The organism is Sinorhizobium fredii USDA 257, assembly GCF_000265205.3.
Taxonomy (GTDB): domain Bacteria; phylum Pseudomonadota; class Alphaproteobacteria; order Rhizobiales; family Rhizobiaceae; genus Sinorhizobium; species Sinorhizobium fredii_B.
The window spans coordinates 6403784-6419497 of record NC_018000.1 but is presented as its reverse complement, the minus strand read 5'-3'; the positions used below and the strand labels follow the sequence as shown (position 1 = coordinate 6419497).

The following is a 15714-nucleotide window of genomic DNA, read 5'->3' as shown; positions in this document are numbered from 1 at the left end:
ACGCGTCGCGGCATTGCAAGTCCCTCCCCCTTGTGGGGAGGGGTCTTGCCCAAAGGACGGTCTGCGCCCATGCCCATCGCGGAAAATCGCATGAGCGCCAGGAACCTCATCGATCGACGCAGCTTCGTCAAGATGGCGGGTGCCGCCTGGATGGCGACGCTCGCCCCCGGCCGCGCCTTCGCACTCGAACGGACCGACGCCGTCTTCGCCTCGGCCTTCATGGCGCCGGACGGCAGCCATGGCGTCGCGACGCTGACGGAAGAGGGAAGGATCATTGAGCGCACGCCGCTGCCGGCGCGGGCGCACGGCATGGCCTACTCGCCTGCGACCCGCCGAGCCGTCGCCTTTGCGCGCCGGCCGGGGACCTATGCGATGGTCCTTTCGACGGACGGTACTGCCGAGCCTATCGTGATCACCGCCGCCGAAGGTCGCCACTTCTTCGGCCACGGCTGCTTCTCGGCCGACGGCAGGCTGCTCTACGCCACGGAGAATGACTTTTCCGCCAATCGCGGCATTATCGGCATCTATGACGGGACACGCGGCTTTGCCCACATCGGCGAATTCCCGACCTATGGCATCGGCCCGCACGACATGACGCTTAGCGCCGACGGCCGGACGCTGGCGATCGCCAATGGCGGCATCGAGACCCATCCGGATTTCGGCCGCACCAAACTCAATCTCGATCACATGGAACCGAGCCTCGCCCTCGTCGACACGGCGACCGGAGCGCTCATCGAGAAACATAGCCTGCAGCCGGACCTCAAGCAGCTTTCCACCCGGCACGTCGACATCGGCGCCGATGGGAGGATTTGGTTCGCCTGCCAGTACGAGGGCGCGCGCGACGACCGGCCGCCGCTTGTCGGGCATTTCGCCAAGGGGGAGACGCTGACATTTGTGCCTCTGCCCGAACGCATAACGGCCGCACTCGCCAACTACGTCGGCGCCATCGCCGTCAACCGCCGCGAGGGGCTCGTCGGCCTGACTTCTCCGAAAGGCAATGTCGCCGTCACGCTCGATGCGAAGACGGGCGCGGTCGTCAAGGAGGAACGGGTAGCGGAAGCGGCGGGCGTTGCCGCCGCGAAGCCCGGTCTCGCCGTCTCTTCCTATGACGGGCTGTTCATGAAACGCCAAAGCCCGGTCGCCTGGGACCAGCACATCGTCCGGCTCGACAAGGATTAGGTGATATTTCCCGCGCCGGAAAGCGTTGCGAGATCATCCCAGCGATAGGCGATCTGCTCCAGGCTCTCGCGGCCGACGCTGACGCGCCCCTGTCCCACCGCCCGCGCCCCGAGCCGCTCATAGAACGCCCGGTTTGGATTGCCCGCCAGCACCCAGGCGAAAAGCGACGAGGCCTGCATTTCCCGGCAATGGTGAGCGACCGTGCGCACCAGTGCCGAACCGACGCCGGCGCCGTGAAACTCCGGCAGAAGATAGAGCTCGTAGAGTTCCCGATCGAAGGCCGGCGGCATCGCCCTCGCCCGGCCGTAATTGGCGAAGCCGATCACCCGCTCTTCCGACAGGTCGACGGCGACCAGAAGGAAGGCGCCTGGAATGCGCATCCGCCGCGCATGCCCGATCGCCTGGTCTTCGACCTTCATCGCATCGAGATAGGCATCGGAAATGATGCCGCGAAAGGTGGCGCGCCAGGTCGTGACCAGGACCGAGGCGATCATCATCAGGTCATCCGGTACGGCCTGGCGGATCTCGATGCGTCTGAAGTTTCTCATCGAGAATGATATATGGATGCGGCCCGGCTGCCGAAAGTCCTACTGACTGGATTCGCGGCCTGTGGCGCGCCGATGATTGCGCTTGTCCTCTCTCGCGACGCATGCAACTGTCGGCGCGGCGGGGCATTCAGGTCTGTTTTGGCAAGGGGCTTTTACATTGAGAGACGACAGCGAGCCGCACGATTTTCGTGCCCGCATCCGGGAGAGCTTCGGCCGCCAGGCCGCCATGCGCACGATCGGCGCGGAACTCACCCGTGTCGAGCAAGGCACGGTGGAGATCGAACTGCCGTTCGATCCCAAGCTGACGCAGCAGCATGGCCTTCTGCATGCCGGCGTGATTTCGGCGGCGCTCGATGCCGCGGGGACTTATGCCGCCTATTCGCTCATCGACCCCGACGCATCGCTGCTGACGATCGAGTTCAAGGTGAACCTTCTGTCGCCTGGTCGCGGCGAGCGGTTCCTTTTCCGCGGCGAGGTGACGAAGCCCGGCACGACGATCATCGTTTCGGACGGCAAAGCCTATGCGGTGAGGTCCGACGGGCCGGCGAAGCTGATCGCCTCGATGACCGGAACGATGATGGTGGTGCGCGGCCGCGAAGGGATCGAGGGATGAGTTACGAGTTGAAGCCGGTCGCCGGCAGGAAGGTCCTCTACGTGATGGCCGTCGATCCGGAATACGGCCCCTGCCTGCGTAAGCGGATCGCGCCGCTGATGACCGGCGTCGGCCCGGTCGAGGCGGCCGTCGGCCTGACCAAGGCGCTTTGCGAGCTCAAGGCCTCAGGTGGGCTGCCGGATCTCGTCGTCTCGCTCGGCTCGGCGGGCTCAGCCAGCCTCGAACAGACGGAAATCTACCAGGCGATCTCGATCGGCTATCGCGACATGGATGCCTCGCCGCTCGGCTTCGAGAAGGGCGCAACACCCTTCCTCGACCTGCCCGCCATCGTCGACCTGCCGCTGCGCATTCCGGGCGTGAAGGAGGCGCGGCTTTCGACCGGCGCCAATATCGTCTCCGGTCAGGCTTATGACAGGATCGACGCCGATATGGTCGAGATGGAGACCTATGCCATCCTGCGCGCCTGCCAGGCCTTCGGCGTGCCGCTCATCGGGCTTCGCGGCATATCGGATGGCAAGGCGGACCTGAAGCATGTCGACGACTGGACGGAATATCTGCACGTCATCGACGAGAAGCTGGCAGACGCCGTGGATCGGCTCGAGGAAGCACTCTTGAGCGACGAAATCCGGGTCTGACGGTCCGGCAGCAGATCCTAAATTGTCGGGGTGCAATGTTATCGTTGCGCCGGCGGCGGGCTTTGATTAAAGGCTCGCCATGATCAAGCTTGTTTGAAGGCCCGTCATGACCCAGACAGCCCATCCCGACACCGTCCTCATCGTCGATTTCGGTAGCCAGGTAACGCAGCTCATCGCCCGGCGCGTGCGCGAGGCCGGCGTCTACTGCGAGATCGTGCCGTTCCAGTCGGCCGACGAGGGGTTCAAGCGCCTGAACCCGAAGGCGGTGATCCTGTCCGGCAGCCCGGCCTCGACCCTCGACATCGGCTCGCCGCGCGCACCGTCGGTGATCTTCGAAAGCGGCCTGCCGGTCTTCGGCATCTGCTACGGCCAGCAGACCATGTGCGCGCAGCTCGGCGGCACGGTCGAAAGCGGCCATCACCGCGAATTCGGCCGCGCCTTCCTGGAGGTCGAGAAGGACTGCGCCCTCTTCGACGGGGTCTGGTCGCTCGGCTCCCGCCATCAGGTCTGGATGTCTCACGGCGATCGGGTGACCGCGCTGCCGGAGGGCTTCGAGGTGGTCGCGACCTCTTCCAACGCCCCCTTTGCCTTCATCGCCGACGAGAAGCGCAAGTATTACGCCGTGCAGTTCCATCCGGAAGTGGTGCATACGCCGGACGGCGCCAAGCTCATCTCCAACTTCGTTCACAATATCGCCGGCATCAGCGGCGATTGGACGATGTCGGCCTACCGTGCCAAGGCGGTCGAAGCGATCCGCGAGCAGGTCGGCGACAAGAAGGTGATCTGCGCGCTTTCGGGCGGCGTCGATTCTTCCGTTGCCGCGCTCCTCATCCATGAGGCTGTCGGCGATCAGCTCACCTGCATCCTCGTCGACCATGGCCTGATGCGCAAAGACGAGGCGGCAAGCGTCGTCGCCATGTTCCAAGAGCACTACAACCTCCACCTCCTCCACATCGATGCGTCCGACCGCTTCATCGGCGAGCTCGAGGGCGTCAGCGACCCGGAGACCAAGCGCAAGATCATCGGCCGCCTCTTCATCGAGGTCTTTGAGGAAGAGGCGAAGAAGCTCGGCGGCGCCGATTTCCTCGCCCAGGGCACGCTCTATCCGGACGTGATCGAAAGCGTTTCGTTCACCGGCGGCCCGTCGGTGACGATCAAGTCGCACCACAATGTCGGCGGCCTGCCGGAGCGCATGAACATGCAGCTCGTCGAGCCGCTGCGCGAACTCTTCAAGGACGAGGTGCGCGTGCTCGGCCGCGAGCTCGGCCTGCCCGACAGCTTCATCGGCCGCCACCCCTTCCCCGGCCCCGGCCTGGCGATCCGCTGCCCTGGCGGCATCAGCCGCGAGAAGCTCGAGATCCTGCGCGAGGCGGATGCGATCTATCTCGACGAGATCCGCAAGGCGGGCCTCTACGACGCCATCTGGCAGGCCTTCGCCGTGCTTCTGCCGGTGCAGACGGTCGGCGTCATGGGCGACGGGCGCACCTATGAGTTCGTCTGCGCACTCCGCGCCGTCACCTCGGTCGACGGCATGACCGCCGACTTCTACCACTACGACATGGAATTCCTGGGCCGCGCGGCAACCCGCATCATCAACGAGGTGCGCGGCATCAACCGCGTCGTCTACGACGTCACCTCGAAGCCGCCGGGCACGATCGAGTGGGAGTGAGGGCGGCGGCTTCTTAACAATCGCCATTGCGAAGGTGTTCGCGGGCGACGGCGACAGATTATGAGCGGGGCGCCGGAATGCTTCGCTCCGCGATTGAACCTGTCGAGCGCCCAAGGGGCGTGACCCAGGCGTGGCGCTTGCCGTTTGGCTGTCGCCGTACTATCCGTCCGCAAGAAAAACCCACCGCATCCATCAGGACGATAGACGTGGAAATTTCCGACATCATCATCGCCGGCGACACACCGGGTCTGGAATGGCGGTTGCCGGTGTTCCGATTCAAGGGAACGAAGCCGGAGGCGCCGGCGACTTATCTTCAGGCGGCGCTGCACGCCAACGAACTGCCGGGCACGGCGCTGCTGCATTTCCTTATGGAGAAGCTGCGGCAGGCCGAGAGCGAAGGCGGCATCCTCGGCGACATTACCGTCGTTCCACAGGCGAACCCGATCGGCGCGGCGCAGTCGCAATTCGGCGAGTTGCAGGGTCGGTTCGATCTCGGCACCCGCACCAATTTCAACCGCGATTTTCCCTTGATTGTGCTTGGCGAGCGTGGCGGTCTCATCGATGATCTCGACCGGCATTCGGCGGTCGACCGACTGAAGCGGCATCTCCTCTCCATGGCCCTCGGCGCCGAACTGGTGCTCGATCTCCATTGCGACGACGAGGGGCTGCAGTATGCCTATATCGACGAGGCCTTCTGGCCGGAGGCTTCGGATCTCGCCGCCGCACTCGACATGCAAGCGGTGTTCCTCTCCGACGGCGAAAGCTCCGCCTTCGAAGAGGCCGTTGCCCATGCCTGGAAGCACGCGAGCGCCGGGGAGAGGAATACTTCCCTGCCGGGGCGGCTCTCGGTCACGGTCGAGCTTCGCGGCACCCGCGACGTCTCTCCGGAACTGGCGCGCAAGGATGCCGAGGGACTCTACCGTTTCCTCGCCGGGCGCGGCGTCGTCGTGGCGGAAAGCCAATTCTTTCCGGCCTTCGGCGGCATCGTCGCGCCGCTCGACAATATCGAGATGATCCGCACGCCGGAAGCAGGCGCGATCCTGTTCCACGGCGACGTCGGCGAGCGCGTCAAGGCAGGCGACCTGCTGGCGACGATCCTCGTGAAGCCCGGCATGACGGATGGCGCGATGGAGGTCCGGGCGCCGCAGGACGGTCTGATCGTCACCCGCGTCTCGACCCGCTTCGGGCGCCGGCGCGCCGATCTCATGAAGATCGCCTGCGCCGAGCCGTCGCGCGCGAGCCGCAAGCCGGGCACGCTGGAGGCGTAACGTATCAATGGCGGCACGCGACGGGCTTTCCGCGACTATGGCGCGGCCTGTATTTTCGAGCTGTCGAGCAGAATGGTCGAGCGCAATGTCTTGATTTCGGCGATCTGCTCGAACTCGCTCCAGAGCAGGCGCTTGTAATCCGCGACATCGCGCACCGCGATCTTCAGCAGGAAGTCGAAATCGCCGGCGACCGTGTGGCATTCGACCACCTCCGGCATGCGCGACACCAGCTCGATGAATCGTTGCCCGACCTTGCTGGCGGTGCGTTCCAGCGTCACCTCCACAAAGGCCTGGAAGCCGATTCCCAGCGCCTTCGGGTCGACGACGACCGTCTGGCGGATGACGCCGGCCGCGTAGAGTCGTGCCAGCCGCCGCGACAGCGGCGCCGGCGACAGCCCCACTTTGGCAGCAAGCTCGTTGTTGCTGCGCGACGCATCTTCGATCAGCAGCCTGATGATCCGCCGGTCGGTCGCATCCAGTTCCGTTCGTTCGATTTCCAAGCGACTCCCCAGGCTTCAGCAAAATTGATGCAGTTTCTGCCATTCTACCGCAAAAATGCGCATAGGCAGCAACAAAATCGGGCAATTATATCGTCGATTTTGCGGCAGGCTTGTTCTACAGAGGAAACCGGCAAGCCACTGGTGCAGCTTGCCTTTCGGCCGCCTCAAGACGACTATCGATCGATTTCTCAAACCCAAAGGGAATTCCAGCATGTTCGACGCCCTCGCCCGCCAACCCGACGATCCGTTGCTGGCCCTGATCGGCCTGTTCCGCAAGGACGAACGCCCCGGCAAGGTGGATCTCGGCGTCGGTGTCTATCGGGACGAAACCGGGCGCACGCCGATCTTCCGCGCCGTCAAGGCGGCGGAAAAGCGGCTTCTCGAAACCCAGGACACCAAGGCCTATGTCGGCCCCGAGGGAGACCTGGTGTTCCTCGATCACCTTTGGCGTCTCGTCGGCGGCGACACGGTCGAGCGCAGCCATGTGGCCGGCGTGCAGACCCCCGGCGGCTCCGGCGCGCTTCGCCTGGCGGCCGACCTCATTCACCGCATGGGCGGCCGGAGGATCTGGCTCGGCCTGCCGAGCTGGCCCAACCACGCGCCGATCTTCAAGGCGGCGGGGCTCGAGATCGGCACCTACGACTTCTTCGACATTCCGTCGCAATCGGTCATCTTCGACAATGTCGTCAGCGCTCTCGAAGGTGCTGCGGCCGGCGATGCCGTGCTCCTGCATGCGAGCTGCCACAACCCGACCGGCGGCGTGTTGACCGGACCCCAATGGATGGAAATCGCGGCCCTCGTCGCCGAGCGCGGCCTGCTGCCGCTCGTCGATCTCGCCTATCAGGGTTTTGGCCGCGGCCTCGACCAGGACGTCGCTGGCCTCCGGCACCTGATCGGCGTCGTTCCAGAAGCGCTCGCGGCGGTTTCCTGCTCGAAATCTTTCGGCCTCTATCGCGAGCGCACCGGCGCGATCTTTGCCGTGACGACATCGCCGTCGTCTGCCGACACGGTGCGCTCGAACCTCGCCGGCCTTGCCCGCATCAGCTATTCCATGCCGCCGGACCACGGCGCGGCCGTGGTGCGTACGATCCTTTCCGATCCCGAGCTTGCCCGCGACTGGGCCGACGAACTGGAAGGCATGCGGCTGCGCATGACCGGCATCCGCCGGGCGCTCGCCGAAGGGCTGAGGTCCCGCTGGCAGAGCCTCGGGGCAGTCGCCGACCAGGAGGGCATGTTCTCGATGCTGCCGCTGACTGAGGCCGAGGTCATGCGGCTCAGGACCGAACACGGCCTCTACATGCCGGGCTCGGGCCGCATCAATATTGCCGGGCTGAAGACGGCGGAGGTCGCCGACGTCGTCCAGAAATTCACCAGCCTCTGATCGGATTCTCCAATATGAAGGTCGACGAAAAGACCAATGCCGGTGCCACAGCCCCCGCCGAGCGGCACCGGATCTACGAGGACGTGCTCGCGATCGTGACGGGCACGCTGATCATGGCGCTCGGCGTCGTCATCTATGGCAAGGCCATGCTCATCACCGGCAGCACCGCCGGCCTCGCTTTACTGCTGCAATATGCGACCGGTGCCGCCTTCTGGCTCGCCTTCTCGCTCGTCAACCTGCCCTTTTACATTCTGGCAGTGAAGCGCCTCGGCTGGCTCTTCGCGCTGCGCACCTTCGTTGCGGTCAGCCTCGTCTCACTCTTCTCCCGCCTGACCGCAGAATGGGTGGATTTTGCGCGACTCGATCCGCTCTATGCCGCTATCATCGGCGGCGCATTGATGGGGATGGGCCTGCTCATTCTCTTCCGTCACCGCACCGGGCTCGGCGGAATCAATATCCTGGCGATCTACCTGCAGGAGAGATGGGCAATCCGCGCCGGCTATTTCCAGCTCGGCGTCGATCTCGCAATCCTCGCGGCCGCCGTCTTCGTGCTGCCGCCGGCCAATCTGCTCCTGTCGGTCGTCGGCGCCATCGTCGTCAACATGACGCTTGCGATCAACCACAAGCCCGGCCGCTATGTCGGCGTGACCTGAGTTTGCCACGTTCCGGGCTTTTCTCCGGGACGGTGCACGGCTATGTGTGATGCCGATTTTGACGGAAGAGATTCGGCAATGACGGTCACGATCTACGGCATCAAGAACTGCGACACGATGAAGAAGGCGCGCGGCTGGCTCGACGGCCGCGGCACGACCTACCGGTTCCACGACTACAAATCCGAGGGCATCGACCGCGCAAGCCTCGAGCGCTGGTGCGCCGTGCTCGGCTGGGAGACGGTCCTCAACCGCCAGGGCATGACCTTCCGCAACCTGGCCGACGGCGAGAAGCAGAATCTGACCGCCGAAAAGGCGATCGCATTGATGCTCAAGCAGCCGTCGATGATCAAGCGGCCAGTCTTGGAGACCGAGGGCAAGCTGCTCGTCGGCTTCAAGCCCGGGCTCTACGAAGCCGAGTTCGGCGCCTAGCTCCCATGTCCAAGACGACCCGCGCCACGCAGACGCTGACAAAGGCCGGCATCTCCTTCACGCTGCACAGCTATGATTACGATCCGGGTGCCGAACGGGTCGGATTGCAGGCGGCGGAGGCGCTTGGCGAGAAACCATCCCGCGTGCTGAAGACGCTGATGGCGGAGGTGGACGGCAAGCCGGTCTGCTGCGTCGTGCCCTCCGACCGGGAAGTCAGCATGAAGAAGCTCGCCGCCGCCTTCGGCGGCAAGTCGGCGAGCATGATGAAACCGGCCGACGCCGAGCGGCTGACCGGCTATCACGTCGGCGGTATCAGCCCCTTCGGCCAGAAAAAGCTCGTGCCGACGGCGATTGAGGAAGCGGCGCTCGGCGAAGTGCTGGTCTTCATCAATGGCGGCCAGCGCGGGCTGCAGGTGCGGCTTGACCCGAAGGATGCGCAGGCTGTGCTCAAGGCGATTGCCGCTTCACTGATCGCCTGACCGCCTCAGGACAGGCGTGAAAGCAGCGCGGTGAGCGCCTTTGCCTGCGGCTCGCTGAGCTTTGCGCCGACATGCCTCTCGATCGACCGCGAATAGGTTTCCCACATGCGGGCCCGCATCGCCCTCCCAGCCTCGGTGACGACGACCCAGCAGCCGCGGGCGTCCTCGTCATAGGCCTCGCGGCGCACCAAGCCCTCCCTTTCCAGCCGATCGATCAGTCGGGAGAGATTGTATTGGGCGAGCAGCGTCCGGGCTTCGACCTCGAACGGGCGCAGCCGGCCGGCTTCGGCCCGCACCAATTCCCAGAGTACGTCGTACCAGCCGAGCGGCGGCAGTCCTGCCGTCTTGATGTCCTGTTCGATTGCGGCAAGCACACGCCGCTGCGCCCGCATGAGACCTACCCACGCCTCGGTGGTCGCCGAAGTCGGCACGGTTCGCTCTGATACGCCCTTTTCCTTCATAGATGCAATTACATCTATATTGACGGATTTAGCAAGGCATTATATATGCAATTACATCTACTTTCTCAAACAGCGGAGACCCCGATGACCGCGCCTCTCACCCTGATCAGCCATCACCTCTGCCCCTACGTCCAACGGGCCGCGACTGCGCTTCACGAAAAAGGCATTCCCTTCGAGCGTGCGTTTATCGACCTTGCGAACAAGCCCGACTGGTTCCTGCAGATTTCGCCACTCGGCAAGGTGCCGCTGCTGCGCATTCCGCAGGAAGAAGGCGAGGCGATCCTCTTCGAAAGCACGGTGATCTGCGAATATCTCGAAGAGACGCAAGGCGGCGCGAAACTCCACCCGGCCGATCCTCTGACCAGGGCCCGCCACCGCGGCTGGATAGAATTCGGCTCCTCCGTTCTTGCCGACCTCTGGGTCTACGAGACGACGCAGGACGGCGAGACGCTCGAAGCCAAGCGGAACACGCTCAAGACGAAGTTTTCGACCGTCGAGGCGGAACTCGGCGACGGTCCCTATTTTGCCGGAGCCGATTTCAGCCTTGTCGACGCCGTCTTCGCGCCGATCTTCCGCTATTTCGACGTATTCGACTCGATCGCGGAGCACGGCATCTTCGACGGCCTGCCGCGCGTCAGCGCCTGGCGCAAGGCTCTGGCAGCACGGCCGAGCGTCAAGGCGGCGGTCACCGACGATTACGCCGAGCGGCTGATGGCGTTCCTCAGGAAGCACGACGCAGCCTTACTCAAGACGGGAAAGATCGCCGCCTGATTTGGGGGATCGCAGAGCCTTCTGTTTTTGCGGGAAGCGGTTTAAAACCGCATGACACCCGCAGGAAGAAGAACAGGAGCTGCCATGAACGCCCCCCTCCAGTCGGCCAGAAATCCCGTCGATACCGCCAAGCTCGAAAAACTCGCCGAGGTCGCCGTCAAGATCGGCTTGCAGCTGCAGCGCGGCCAGGACCTGGTGATGACCGCGCCGGTCGCCGCGCTGCCGCTCGTGCGTCTGATCACCCAGCATGCCTACAAAGCCGGCGCCGGACTGGTGACGACCTTCTATGCCGACGAGGAGGCGACGCTCGCCCGCTACGCCCATGCGCCGGACGAGAGTTTCGACCGCGCTAGCGACTGGCTCTACGAGGGCATGGCAAAGGCGTTTGCCGGCGGCGCGGCGCGGCTGGCGATCGCCGGCGACAACCCGATGCTGCTTTCGTCGCAGGATCCGCAGAAGGTGGCACGCGCCAACAGGGCCAATTCGATCGCCTACAAGCCGGCGCTCGAAAAGATCTCCAATTTCGACATCAACTGGAACATCGTCTCCTATCCGAACCCATCCTGGGCGAGCCAAGTCTTTCCGGACGATCCGGAAGCGATCGCCGTCGAGAAGCTGGCAAACGCGATCTTCGCCGCTTCCCGCGTCGACGTCGACGACCCGATCGCCGCCTGGAACGAGCACAATGCCAACCTCCGCCGGCGTTCGGCCTGGCTGAACGAAGAGCGCTTCGCGGCGCTGCATTTCACGGGTCCGGGCACCGACCTGATGGTCGGGCTTGCGGATGGCCACGAATGGCACGGCGGCGCCTCGACCGCCAAGAACGGCATCACCTGCAATCCGAACATTCCGACCGAGGAGGTCTTCACGACGCCGCATGCGCTGCGCGTCGAGGGGCATGTATCGAGCACCAAGCCGCTGTCGCACCAGGGCACGTTGATCGACAATATCCAGGTACGCTTCGAAGGCGGCCGCATCGTTGAGGCCAAGGCCTCGCGCGGCGAGGAAGTGCTGAAGAAGGTGCTCGACACCGACGAGGGGGCGCGCCGGCTCGGCGAAGTGGCGCTGGTGCCGCATTCCTCGCCGATCTCGGCCTCCGGCATCCTCTTCTACAACACGCTCTTCGACGAAAACGCGTCGTGCCACATCGCTCTCGGCCAGTGCTATTCGAAGTGCTTCCTCGACGGCGCCGGCCTCAGCGAGGAGCAAATCCGCGCCCAGGGCGGCAATTCGAGCCTCATCCATATCGACTGGATGATCGGCTCCGGTGAGGTCGACATCGATGGCGTGCGCGCCGACGGCAGCCGCGTGGCGGTCATGCGCCAGGGCGAATGGGCCTAAGCAATCAATGACCTATGCCGCGGCATGAACTGCCGCGGCAGCGGCCCCTGCCAAGCGGCTAGGCGCGGACGGGCGCAGGGCGACGCGCCATCTGCGCCTGCTGGCTCATCCAGACGCTGGCAAAGACGACGACGATTCCCAGCGTTTGTATTCCCGCCATCTGTTGGCCGAGTACTCCCCAGCCGAGCAGGATTGCCACCACAGGGCTGAGGAAGCCGAGCGGCGAGACCTGCGACGGTTCCAGGCGTGAGAGACCGCGGAACCAGAGGAGATAGGTGAAGGCGGCGCCGATCAGGCCGAGGTAGGCGAAACCCATCAGGTTCGATGCGGTGAGCGATGGCAGGGAGGGCTCGAAGAATAGAGCTACAGGAACGAGGAGAAGGCCGCCGGCCGCCAATTGCCAGGCGGTGAAGGTCAGCGGCGAGACAGGCGGCGCCCAATGCCGGCTGAGCACCGTACCGAAAGCCATGGAGACGGCGCCTGCGAGGCCCGCCGCGACGCCGAGAGGATCGAGTGCGGCCCCCGGGGTCAACACCAGCAGCGCGACCCCGGCCATGCCCGCCACGCCGGCAAGGATGCTCAGCACTCGGACCGGCGAACCAAGAACGAGCCGCGACAGCAGCACGACAATCAGCGGCTGGATGGCGCCGACCGTCGCGGCAACACCGCCCGGAAGGCGGTAGGCGGAGACGAACAGCATCGCCCAAAAGAAAGAAAAGTTGAGTGCGCCGAGCAGAAAGCTGCGCAGCCACCAGATGCCCGTCGGCAACTGCCGGACGACGAGCAGCAGTGGGAGGCCGGCCGGCAGGGCTCTCAGCATTGCCACGGTCAACGGGTAGCCGGCGGGCAGGAATTCGGTGGTAACCAGATAGGTACTACCCCAGATCGCCGGGGCTATGGCCGTAAGGGCAATGTCCAAGTTTTGTGTCCGCATTTTCTTCATCTCAAGAATCTTGATATCAAGATAACCGTAAATGGAAACTATCTTGACGTCAAGATATCGGTCTATTAGAGCCATGACAAAGGCGCGAGCGGCTCCGCCGGTCAGGCCATGGGTGCACATGAAACACGGCGATCAGGACCACGTGGACAAGATTCTGGCACAGTGGCGCAGCGAGCGGCCGGAGCTGGACATCTCCGCCATGGGTCCCCTCGGGCGCTTGGCGCGGCTCAGGGCCCATATCGCTCGGGAGCAGGAAACGGTCTTCGCCGAACACGATCTCACATCGGCAAGTTTCGACGTGCTGGCGACGCTCCGCCGCTCCGGACCGCCCTTTCAACTTTCGCCCGGCGAATTGCTTGCGGCGACAATGGTGACCTCCGGCACCATGACCAACCGCCTCGACCAACTCGAAAGAGCAGGCCTCGTCGAGCGGCTGGACAATCCCGAAGACCGGCGCGGCGTGATCATCGCGTTGACGCCGGAGGGCTTGAAGCGCATCGATGCCGCGGCGGCCGCCCACGTCGCCAACCAGCAGCGCCTAATCGCAGGCCTTGAGCCCGAGGAACGGAGTGCGCTCGACGCGCTGCTCAGGAAATTTCTTGCGACATTCGAATGAGCTGATCAGATACGGCTCACCAAGGCGCGCACCCGCTCGAGGTGACGCTTGCGCTTTGCGTCGGTTGCCCTGTCCAGGTCGTGCAGGTTGATCATCCGGAACTGGACGCTTTTGCTGCAGAAGGCGGCGATGCCGCGCTTGAGCAGGCGATGCACCGGATTGCCCATGTAGAGATGCACGACCCACCAGGGCGAGCCGGTGGTCGTCAGCGCCCAAAAGAGCTTGATGTTGGTAAGGCGCGGGATGATGCGTCCGCCCGCCGGGTCGTGCTCGAAAGCGACCCCCGGCGCGAAGACCCGGTCGAAGAAGCCCTTGAGGATCGCAGGGAAATTGAACCATTGCGGAAAGACGAGCACGATCCCGTCCGCCGCCTTCAGCCGGTCGATCCAGCCAGAGACCTCGGATGCGTCATATCGCTCCATGAAATAGCTGTCGCGCTCCGCTGCAGTCAGCCGTGGATCGAAGCCCTCGCGATAGAGGTCGAGCAGATCGACGACGTGGCCGCGGCCTTCCAGAACCTCCTTGGCGGCCCGCGCGGTGCTCGCCGCAAAACTGTCCTCGAGCGGGTGGGCGAACACCAACAGAATACGCATCCGGCCGCCCTTTTTTAAAACAAGCTACCCTGCTTCGTCGGATCGGCCGGCCGCGCCGGACGCTTCTTCGGCGCCTGGGTCGGGGCCGACCCGCCCTCGCCCGCGACCGCCGCGACGTTGCCGTCGGCGAATTCGAGCGACAGCGCCATGCCTGGCGTCACCACCGCCGCCTGTTTGACCGGCTCGCCTGCGGCATCGCGCACCAGCGCGAAGCCGCGCTGCAGCACGTTGCGATAGGAAAGCGATTGCAGCACGCGATCCTGCGCCGCGAGCGCGCCTTTCAGCCGGCGCATCTCGGCGGCCATGGCTCCATCGGTCCGGGCGCTCAAGCCGGCAATGCGGTCCGATGCACGATGGATCTGGCCGAGGAGACGCGACGGCAGGGCTCGAAGCGATGCGTCGGCGGACGAAATGCGCGCCTGGCGCCGGTCGATCTGACGTTCCACGCAGCGTTCGGCCTTGTTCATGGCTTCGAGGAGATGCCGCCGATGTTCGCGGATCTTCGTCGTCAGCAGCTCGGATCGCAGGTGCGCCGCGATGCGCTCGAAGCTGCGGCGCTTGTTGGCGGTGTTCATCTGCAGGCCGCGGCCGAGCCCGGCGGCCGCCTCGTCGAAACGTCTTCTTGGCAAGGCGAGCAACTGATCGAGCGACGGCAGCGCCCGGGCCAGCGCCCGAAGCGCGTGGCGCCGGTGATCCATCTGCCGCGTCGCACCCACCTGCAGCCGGGCGGAAAGATTGGCGACCTGCGCCTCGAGGTCAGCCTTCACCGGCACCGCCATTTCGGCAGCGCCCGTTGGCGTCGGCGCCCGCTGGTCGGAGGCATAGTCGATCAGCGTCCAGTCCGTCTCATGGCCGACGGCCGAGATCAGCGGAATGGTGGAGGCCGCCGCAGCACGCACCACCGCCTCGTCGTTGAAACACCAGAGATCCTCAAGGCTGCCGCCGCCGCGCGCCACGATCAGCACGTCGGGGCGCGGGATTGGTCCGTCTGCATCGAGAGAATTGAAGCCGCGGATCGCCGCCGTGATCTCGTCGCACGCCCCGTCGCCCTGGACACGCACGGGCCAGACGACCACATGAACCGGAAAGCGGTCGGCGATGCGGTGCAGGATGTCGCGGATAACCGCGCCCGTCGGCGAGGTCACGACGCCGATCACTTTCGGCATGAAGGGAAGCGGCCGCTTCCGTGTTGCGTCGAAGAGGCCCTCTGCAGCAAGCTTGCGCTTACGCTCTTCGATGAGCGCCATCAGCGCGCCGGCGCCGGCCGGTTCGAGCGAATCGATGACGATCTGGTATTTCGACGAACCGGGGAAAGTCGTCACCCGGCCGGTCGCGATGACCTCCATGCCTTCTTCCGGGCGGAATTTCAGCCGTGCGAACGTGCCCTTCCAGATCACCGCCTCCATCCGGGCGCGATCATCCTTCAGCGCGAAATAGGCATGGCCGGAGGAATGTGGCCCGCGATAACCGGAGATCTCGCCGCGTACCCGGACATGATCGAAGGCCTGCTCGAGCGTACGCTTGATCGAGCCGGACAGTTCCGACACCGAATATTCGGCGACATTGGACTGAGAATCGGAATCGAAGAACGAGGTCATACGCCCTTTGTAGCCGACCGGAGGCAGAAGATCAGCA

General features: G+C 64.7%; 18 protein-coding genes. 12 read left to right on the top strand and 6 right to left on the bottom strand.

The window, feature by feature from the left end; genetic code table 11:
• Positions 1-90: 90 nt before the first annotated feature.
• Positions 91-1179 (top strand): DUF1513 domain-containing protein, encoded by a 1089-nt coding sequence (locus USDA257_RS30080; RefSeq protein WP_041414860.1) that lies wholly within the window; start codon positions 91-93, stop codon positions 1177-1179.
• Here USDA257_RS30080 and USDA257_RS30075 read toward each other — a convergent pair.
• On the bottom strand, positions 1176-1727 hold the full coding sequence (locus tag USDA257_RS30075) for a GNAT family N-acetyltransferase (RefSeq protein ID WP_014766761.1): 552 nt from the start codon (positions 1725-1727) through the stop codon (positions 1176-1178). The genes USDA257_RS30080 and USDA257_RS30075 overlap by 4 nt on opposite strands.
• Positions 1728-1884: 157 nt before the next feature.
• On the opposite strand from USDA257_RS30075, the gene USDA257_RS30070 reads away from it, so the two are divergent.
• The 4 genes from USDA257_RS30070 (at position 1885) to USDA257_RS30055 (ending at position 5912) form a co-directional block, all read left to right on the top strand.
• The gene (locus USDA257_RS30070) at positions 1885-2340 is read left to right on the top strand and encodes a PaaI family thioesterase (protein WP_014766760.1); all 456 of its coding nucleotides are present in this window, start codon (positions 1885-1887) and stop codon (positions 2338-2340) included.
• Positions 2337-2975, top strand: coding sequence for a 5'-methylthioadenosine/S-adenosylhomocysteine nucleosidase (locus tag USDA257_RS30065; protein ID WP_014766759.1), 639 nt, complete (start codon positions 2337-2339; stop codon positions 2973-2975). The genes USDA257_RS30070 and USDA257_RS30065 overlap by 4 nt, the downstream gene beginning before the upstream one ends.
• A 106-nt stretch (positions 2976-3081) precedes the next feature.
• Positions 3082-4644, top strand: a complete 1563-nt coding sequence (gene guaA / locus USDA257_RS30060; RefSeq protein ID WP_014766758.1) for a glutamine-hydrolyzing GMP synthase — start codon at positions 3082-3084, stop codon at positions 4642-4644.
• Between the two features lie 206 nt (positions 4645-4850).
• A complete protein-coding gene (locus USDA257_RS30055) occupies positions 4851-5912 on the top strand; it encodes a succinylglutamate desuccinylase/aspartoacylase family protein (RefSeq protein WP_041414858.1) in 1062 nt (353 codons plus the stop codon).
• Between the two features lie 35 nt (positions 5913-5947).
• Here USDA257_RS30055 and USDA257_RS30050 read toward each other — a convergent pair whose 3' ends face one another.
• A complete protein-coding gene (locus USDA257_RS30050; RefSeq protein WP_014766756.1) occupies positions 5948-6412 on the bottom strand; it encodes an Lrp/AsnC family transcriptional regulator in 465 nt (154 codons plus the stop codon).
• A gap of 211 nt (positions 6413-6623) precedes the next feature.
• Between USDA257_RS30050 and tatA the strand changes: the two genes are divergently transcribed.
• The 4 genes from tatA to ybaK all read left to right on the top strand — a co-directional run bounded on the left by tatA (position 6624) and on the right by ybaK (position 9354).
• On the top strand, positions 6624-7793 hold the full coding sequence (tatA, locus tag USDA257_RS30045; RefSeq protein ID WP_014766755.1) for a tyrosine aminotransferase: 1170 nt from the start codon (positions 6624-6626) through the stop codon (positions 7791-7793).
• 14 nt (positions 7794-7807) lie between these two features.
• Positions 7808-8446 (top strand): YitT family protein, encoded by a 639-nt coding sequence (locus tag USDA257_RS30040; RefSeq protein WP_014766754.1) that lies wholly within the window; start codon positions 7808-7810, stop codon positions 8444-8446.
• A gap of 78 nt (positions 8447-8524) precedes the next feature.
• Positions 8525-8875 carry an ArsC family reductase gene (locus USDA257_RS30035; protein WP_041414857.1) on the top strand — a complete coding sequence of 117 codons (351 nt, stop codon included), beginning with the start codon at positions 8525-8527 and terminating at the stop codon, positions 8873-8875.
• A gap of 5 nt (positions 8876-8880) precedes the next feature.
• On the top strand, positions 8881-9354 hold the full coding sequence (gene ybaK / locus USDA257_RS30030; protein WP_014766752.1) for a Cys-tRNA(Pro) deacylase: 474 nt from the start codon (positions 8881-8883) through the stop codon (positions 9352-9354).
• 5 nt (positions 9355-9359) lie between these two features.
• Here ybaK and USDA257_RS30025 read toward each other — a convergent pair whose 3' ends face one another.
• A complete protein-coding gene (locus USDA257_RS30025; RefSeq protein ID WP_041414856.1) occupies positions 9360-9815 on the bottom strand; it encodes a MarR family winged helix-turn-helix transcriptional regulator in 456 nt (151 codons plus the stop codon).
• An 84-nt stretch (positions 9816-9899) separates the two neighbouring features.
• Here USDA257_RS30025 and USDA257_RS30020 point away from each other — a divergent pair, with 84 nt between their 5' ends.
• Together USDA257_RS30020 and USDA257_RS30015 are read left to right on the top strand one after the other, a co-directional pair.
• Positions 9900-10586 carry a glutathione S-transferase family protein gene (locus tag USDA257_RS30020; protein ID WP_014766750.1) on the top strand — a complete coding sequence of 229 codons (687 nt, stop codon included), beginning with the start codon at positions 9900-9902 and terminating at the stop codon, positions 10584-10586.
• A gap of 84 nt (positions 10587-10670) precedes the next feature.
• A complete protein-coding gene (locus USDA257_RS30015; RefSeq protein ID WP_014766749.1) occupies positions 10671-11927 on the top strand; it encodes an aminopeptidase in 1257 nt (418 codons plus the stop codon).
• 58 nt (positions 11928-11985) lie between these two features.
• On the opposite strand, the gene USDA257_RS30010 is transcribed toward USDA257_RS30015, so the two are convergent.
• Positions 11986-12861, bottom strand: coding sequence for an EamA family transporter (locus tag USDA257_RS30010; RefSeq protein ID WP_041415707.1), 876 nt, complete (start codon positions 12859-12861; stop codon positions 11986-11988).
• A gap of 127 nt (positions 12862-12988) precedes the next feature.
• Between USDA257_RS30010 and USDA257_RS30005 the strand changes: the two genes are divergently transcribed.
• A complete protein-coding gene (locus USDA257_RS30005; protein ID WP_041415705.1) occupies positions 12989-13486 on the top strand; it encodes a MarR family winged helix-turn-helix transcriptional regulator in 498 nt (165 codons plus the stop codon).
• A 5-nt stretch (positions 13487-13491) separates the two neighbouring features.
• On the opposite strand, the gene USDA257_RS30000 is transcribed toward USDA257_RS30005, so the two are convergent.
• The gene (locus USDA257_RS30000) at positions 13492-14079 is read right to left on the bottom strand and encodes an NAD(P)H-dependent oxidoreductase (protein ID WP_014766746.1); all 588 of its coding nucleotides are present in this window, start codon (positions 14077-14079) and stop codon (positions 13492-13494) included.
• 14 nt (positions 14080-14093) lie between these two features.
• Entirely contained in the window at positions 14094-15677 is a 1584-nt protein-coding gene (gene xseA, locus USDA257_RS29995) for an exodeoxyribonuclease VII large subunit (protein ID WP_014766745.1), read from the bottom strand.
• Positions 15678-15714 lie beyond the last annotated feature (37 nt).

Bases quoted from the DNA above. Each gene is read 5' to 3' on its own strand.
- USDA257_RS30080 (WP_041414860.1), top strand. From the start codon at position 91: ATGAGCGCCAGGAACCTCATCGATCGACGCAGCTTCGTCAAGATGGCG.
- USDA257_RS30075 (WP_014766761.1), bottom strand. From the start codon at position 1,727: ATGAGAAACTTCAGACGCATCGAGATCCGCCAGGCCGTACCGGATGAC.
- USDA257_RS30065 (WP_014766759.1), top strand. From the start codon at position 2,337: ATGAGTTACGAGTTGAAGCCGGTCGCCGGCAGGAAGGTCCTCTACGTG.
- guaA (WP_014766758.1), top strand. From the start codon at position 3,082: ATGACCCAGACAGCCCATCCCGACACCGTCCTCATCGTCGATTTCGGT.
- tatA (WP_014766755.1), top strand. From the start codon at position 6,624: ATGTTCGACGCCCTCGCCCGCCAACCCGACGATCCGTTGCTGGCCCTG.
- USDA257_RS30040 (WP_014766754.1), top strand. From the start codon at position 7,808: ATGAAGGTCGACGAAAAGACCAATGCCGGTGCCACAGCCCCCGCCGAG.
- USDA257_RS30035 (WP_041414857.1), top strand. From the start codon at position 8,525: ATGACGGTCACGATCTACGGCATCAAGAACTGCGACACGATGAAGAAG.
- ybaK (WP_014766752.1), top strand. From the start codon at position 8,881: ATGTCCAAGACGACCCGCGCCACGCAGACGCTGACAAAGGCCGGCATC.
- USDA257_RS30025 (WP_041414856.1), bottom strand. From the start codon at position 9,815: ATGAAGGAAAAGGGCGTATCAGAGCGAACCGTGCCGACTTCGGCGACC.
- USDA257_RS30020 (WP_014766750.1), top strand. From the start codon at position 9,900: ATGACCGCGCCTCTCACCCTGATCAGCCATCACCTCTGCCCCTACGTC.
- USDA257_RS30015 (WP_014766749.1), top strand. From the start codon at position 10,671: ATGAACGCCCCCCTCCAGTCGGCCAGAAATCCCGTCGATACCGCCAAG.
- USDA257_RS30010 (WP_041415707.1), bottom strand. From the start codon at position 12,861: ATGCGGACACAAAACTTGGACATTGCCCTTACGGCCATAGCCCCGGCG.
- USDA257_RS30005 (WP_041415705.1), top strand. From the start codon at position 12,989: ATGAAACACGGCGATCAGGACCACGTGGACAAGATTCTGGCACAGTGG.
- USDA257_RS30000 (WP_014766746.1), bottom strand. From the start codon at position 14,079: ATGCGTATTCTGTTGGTGTTCGCCCACCCGCTCGAGGACAGTTTTGCG.
- xseA (WP_014766745.1), bottom strand. From the start codon at position 15,677: ATGACCTCGTTCTTCGATTCCGATTCTCAGTCCAATGTCGCCGAATAT.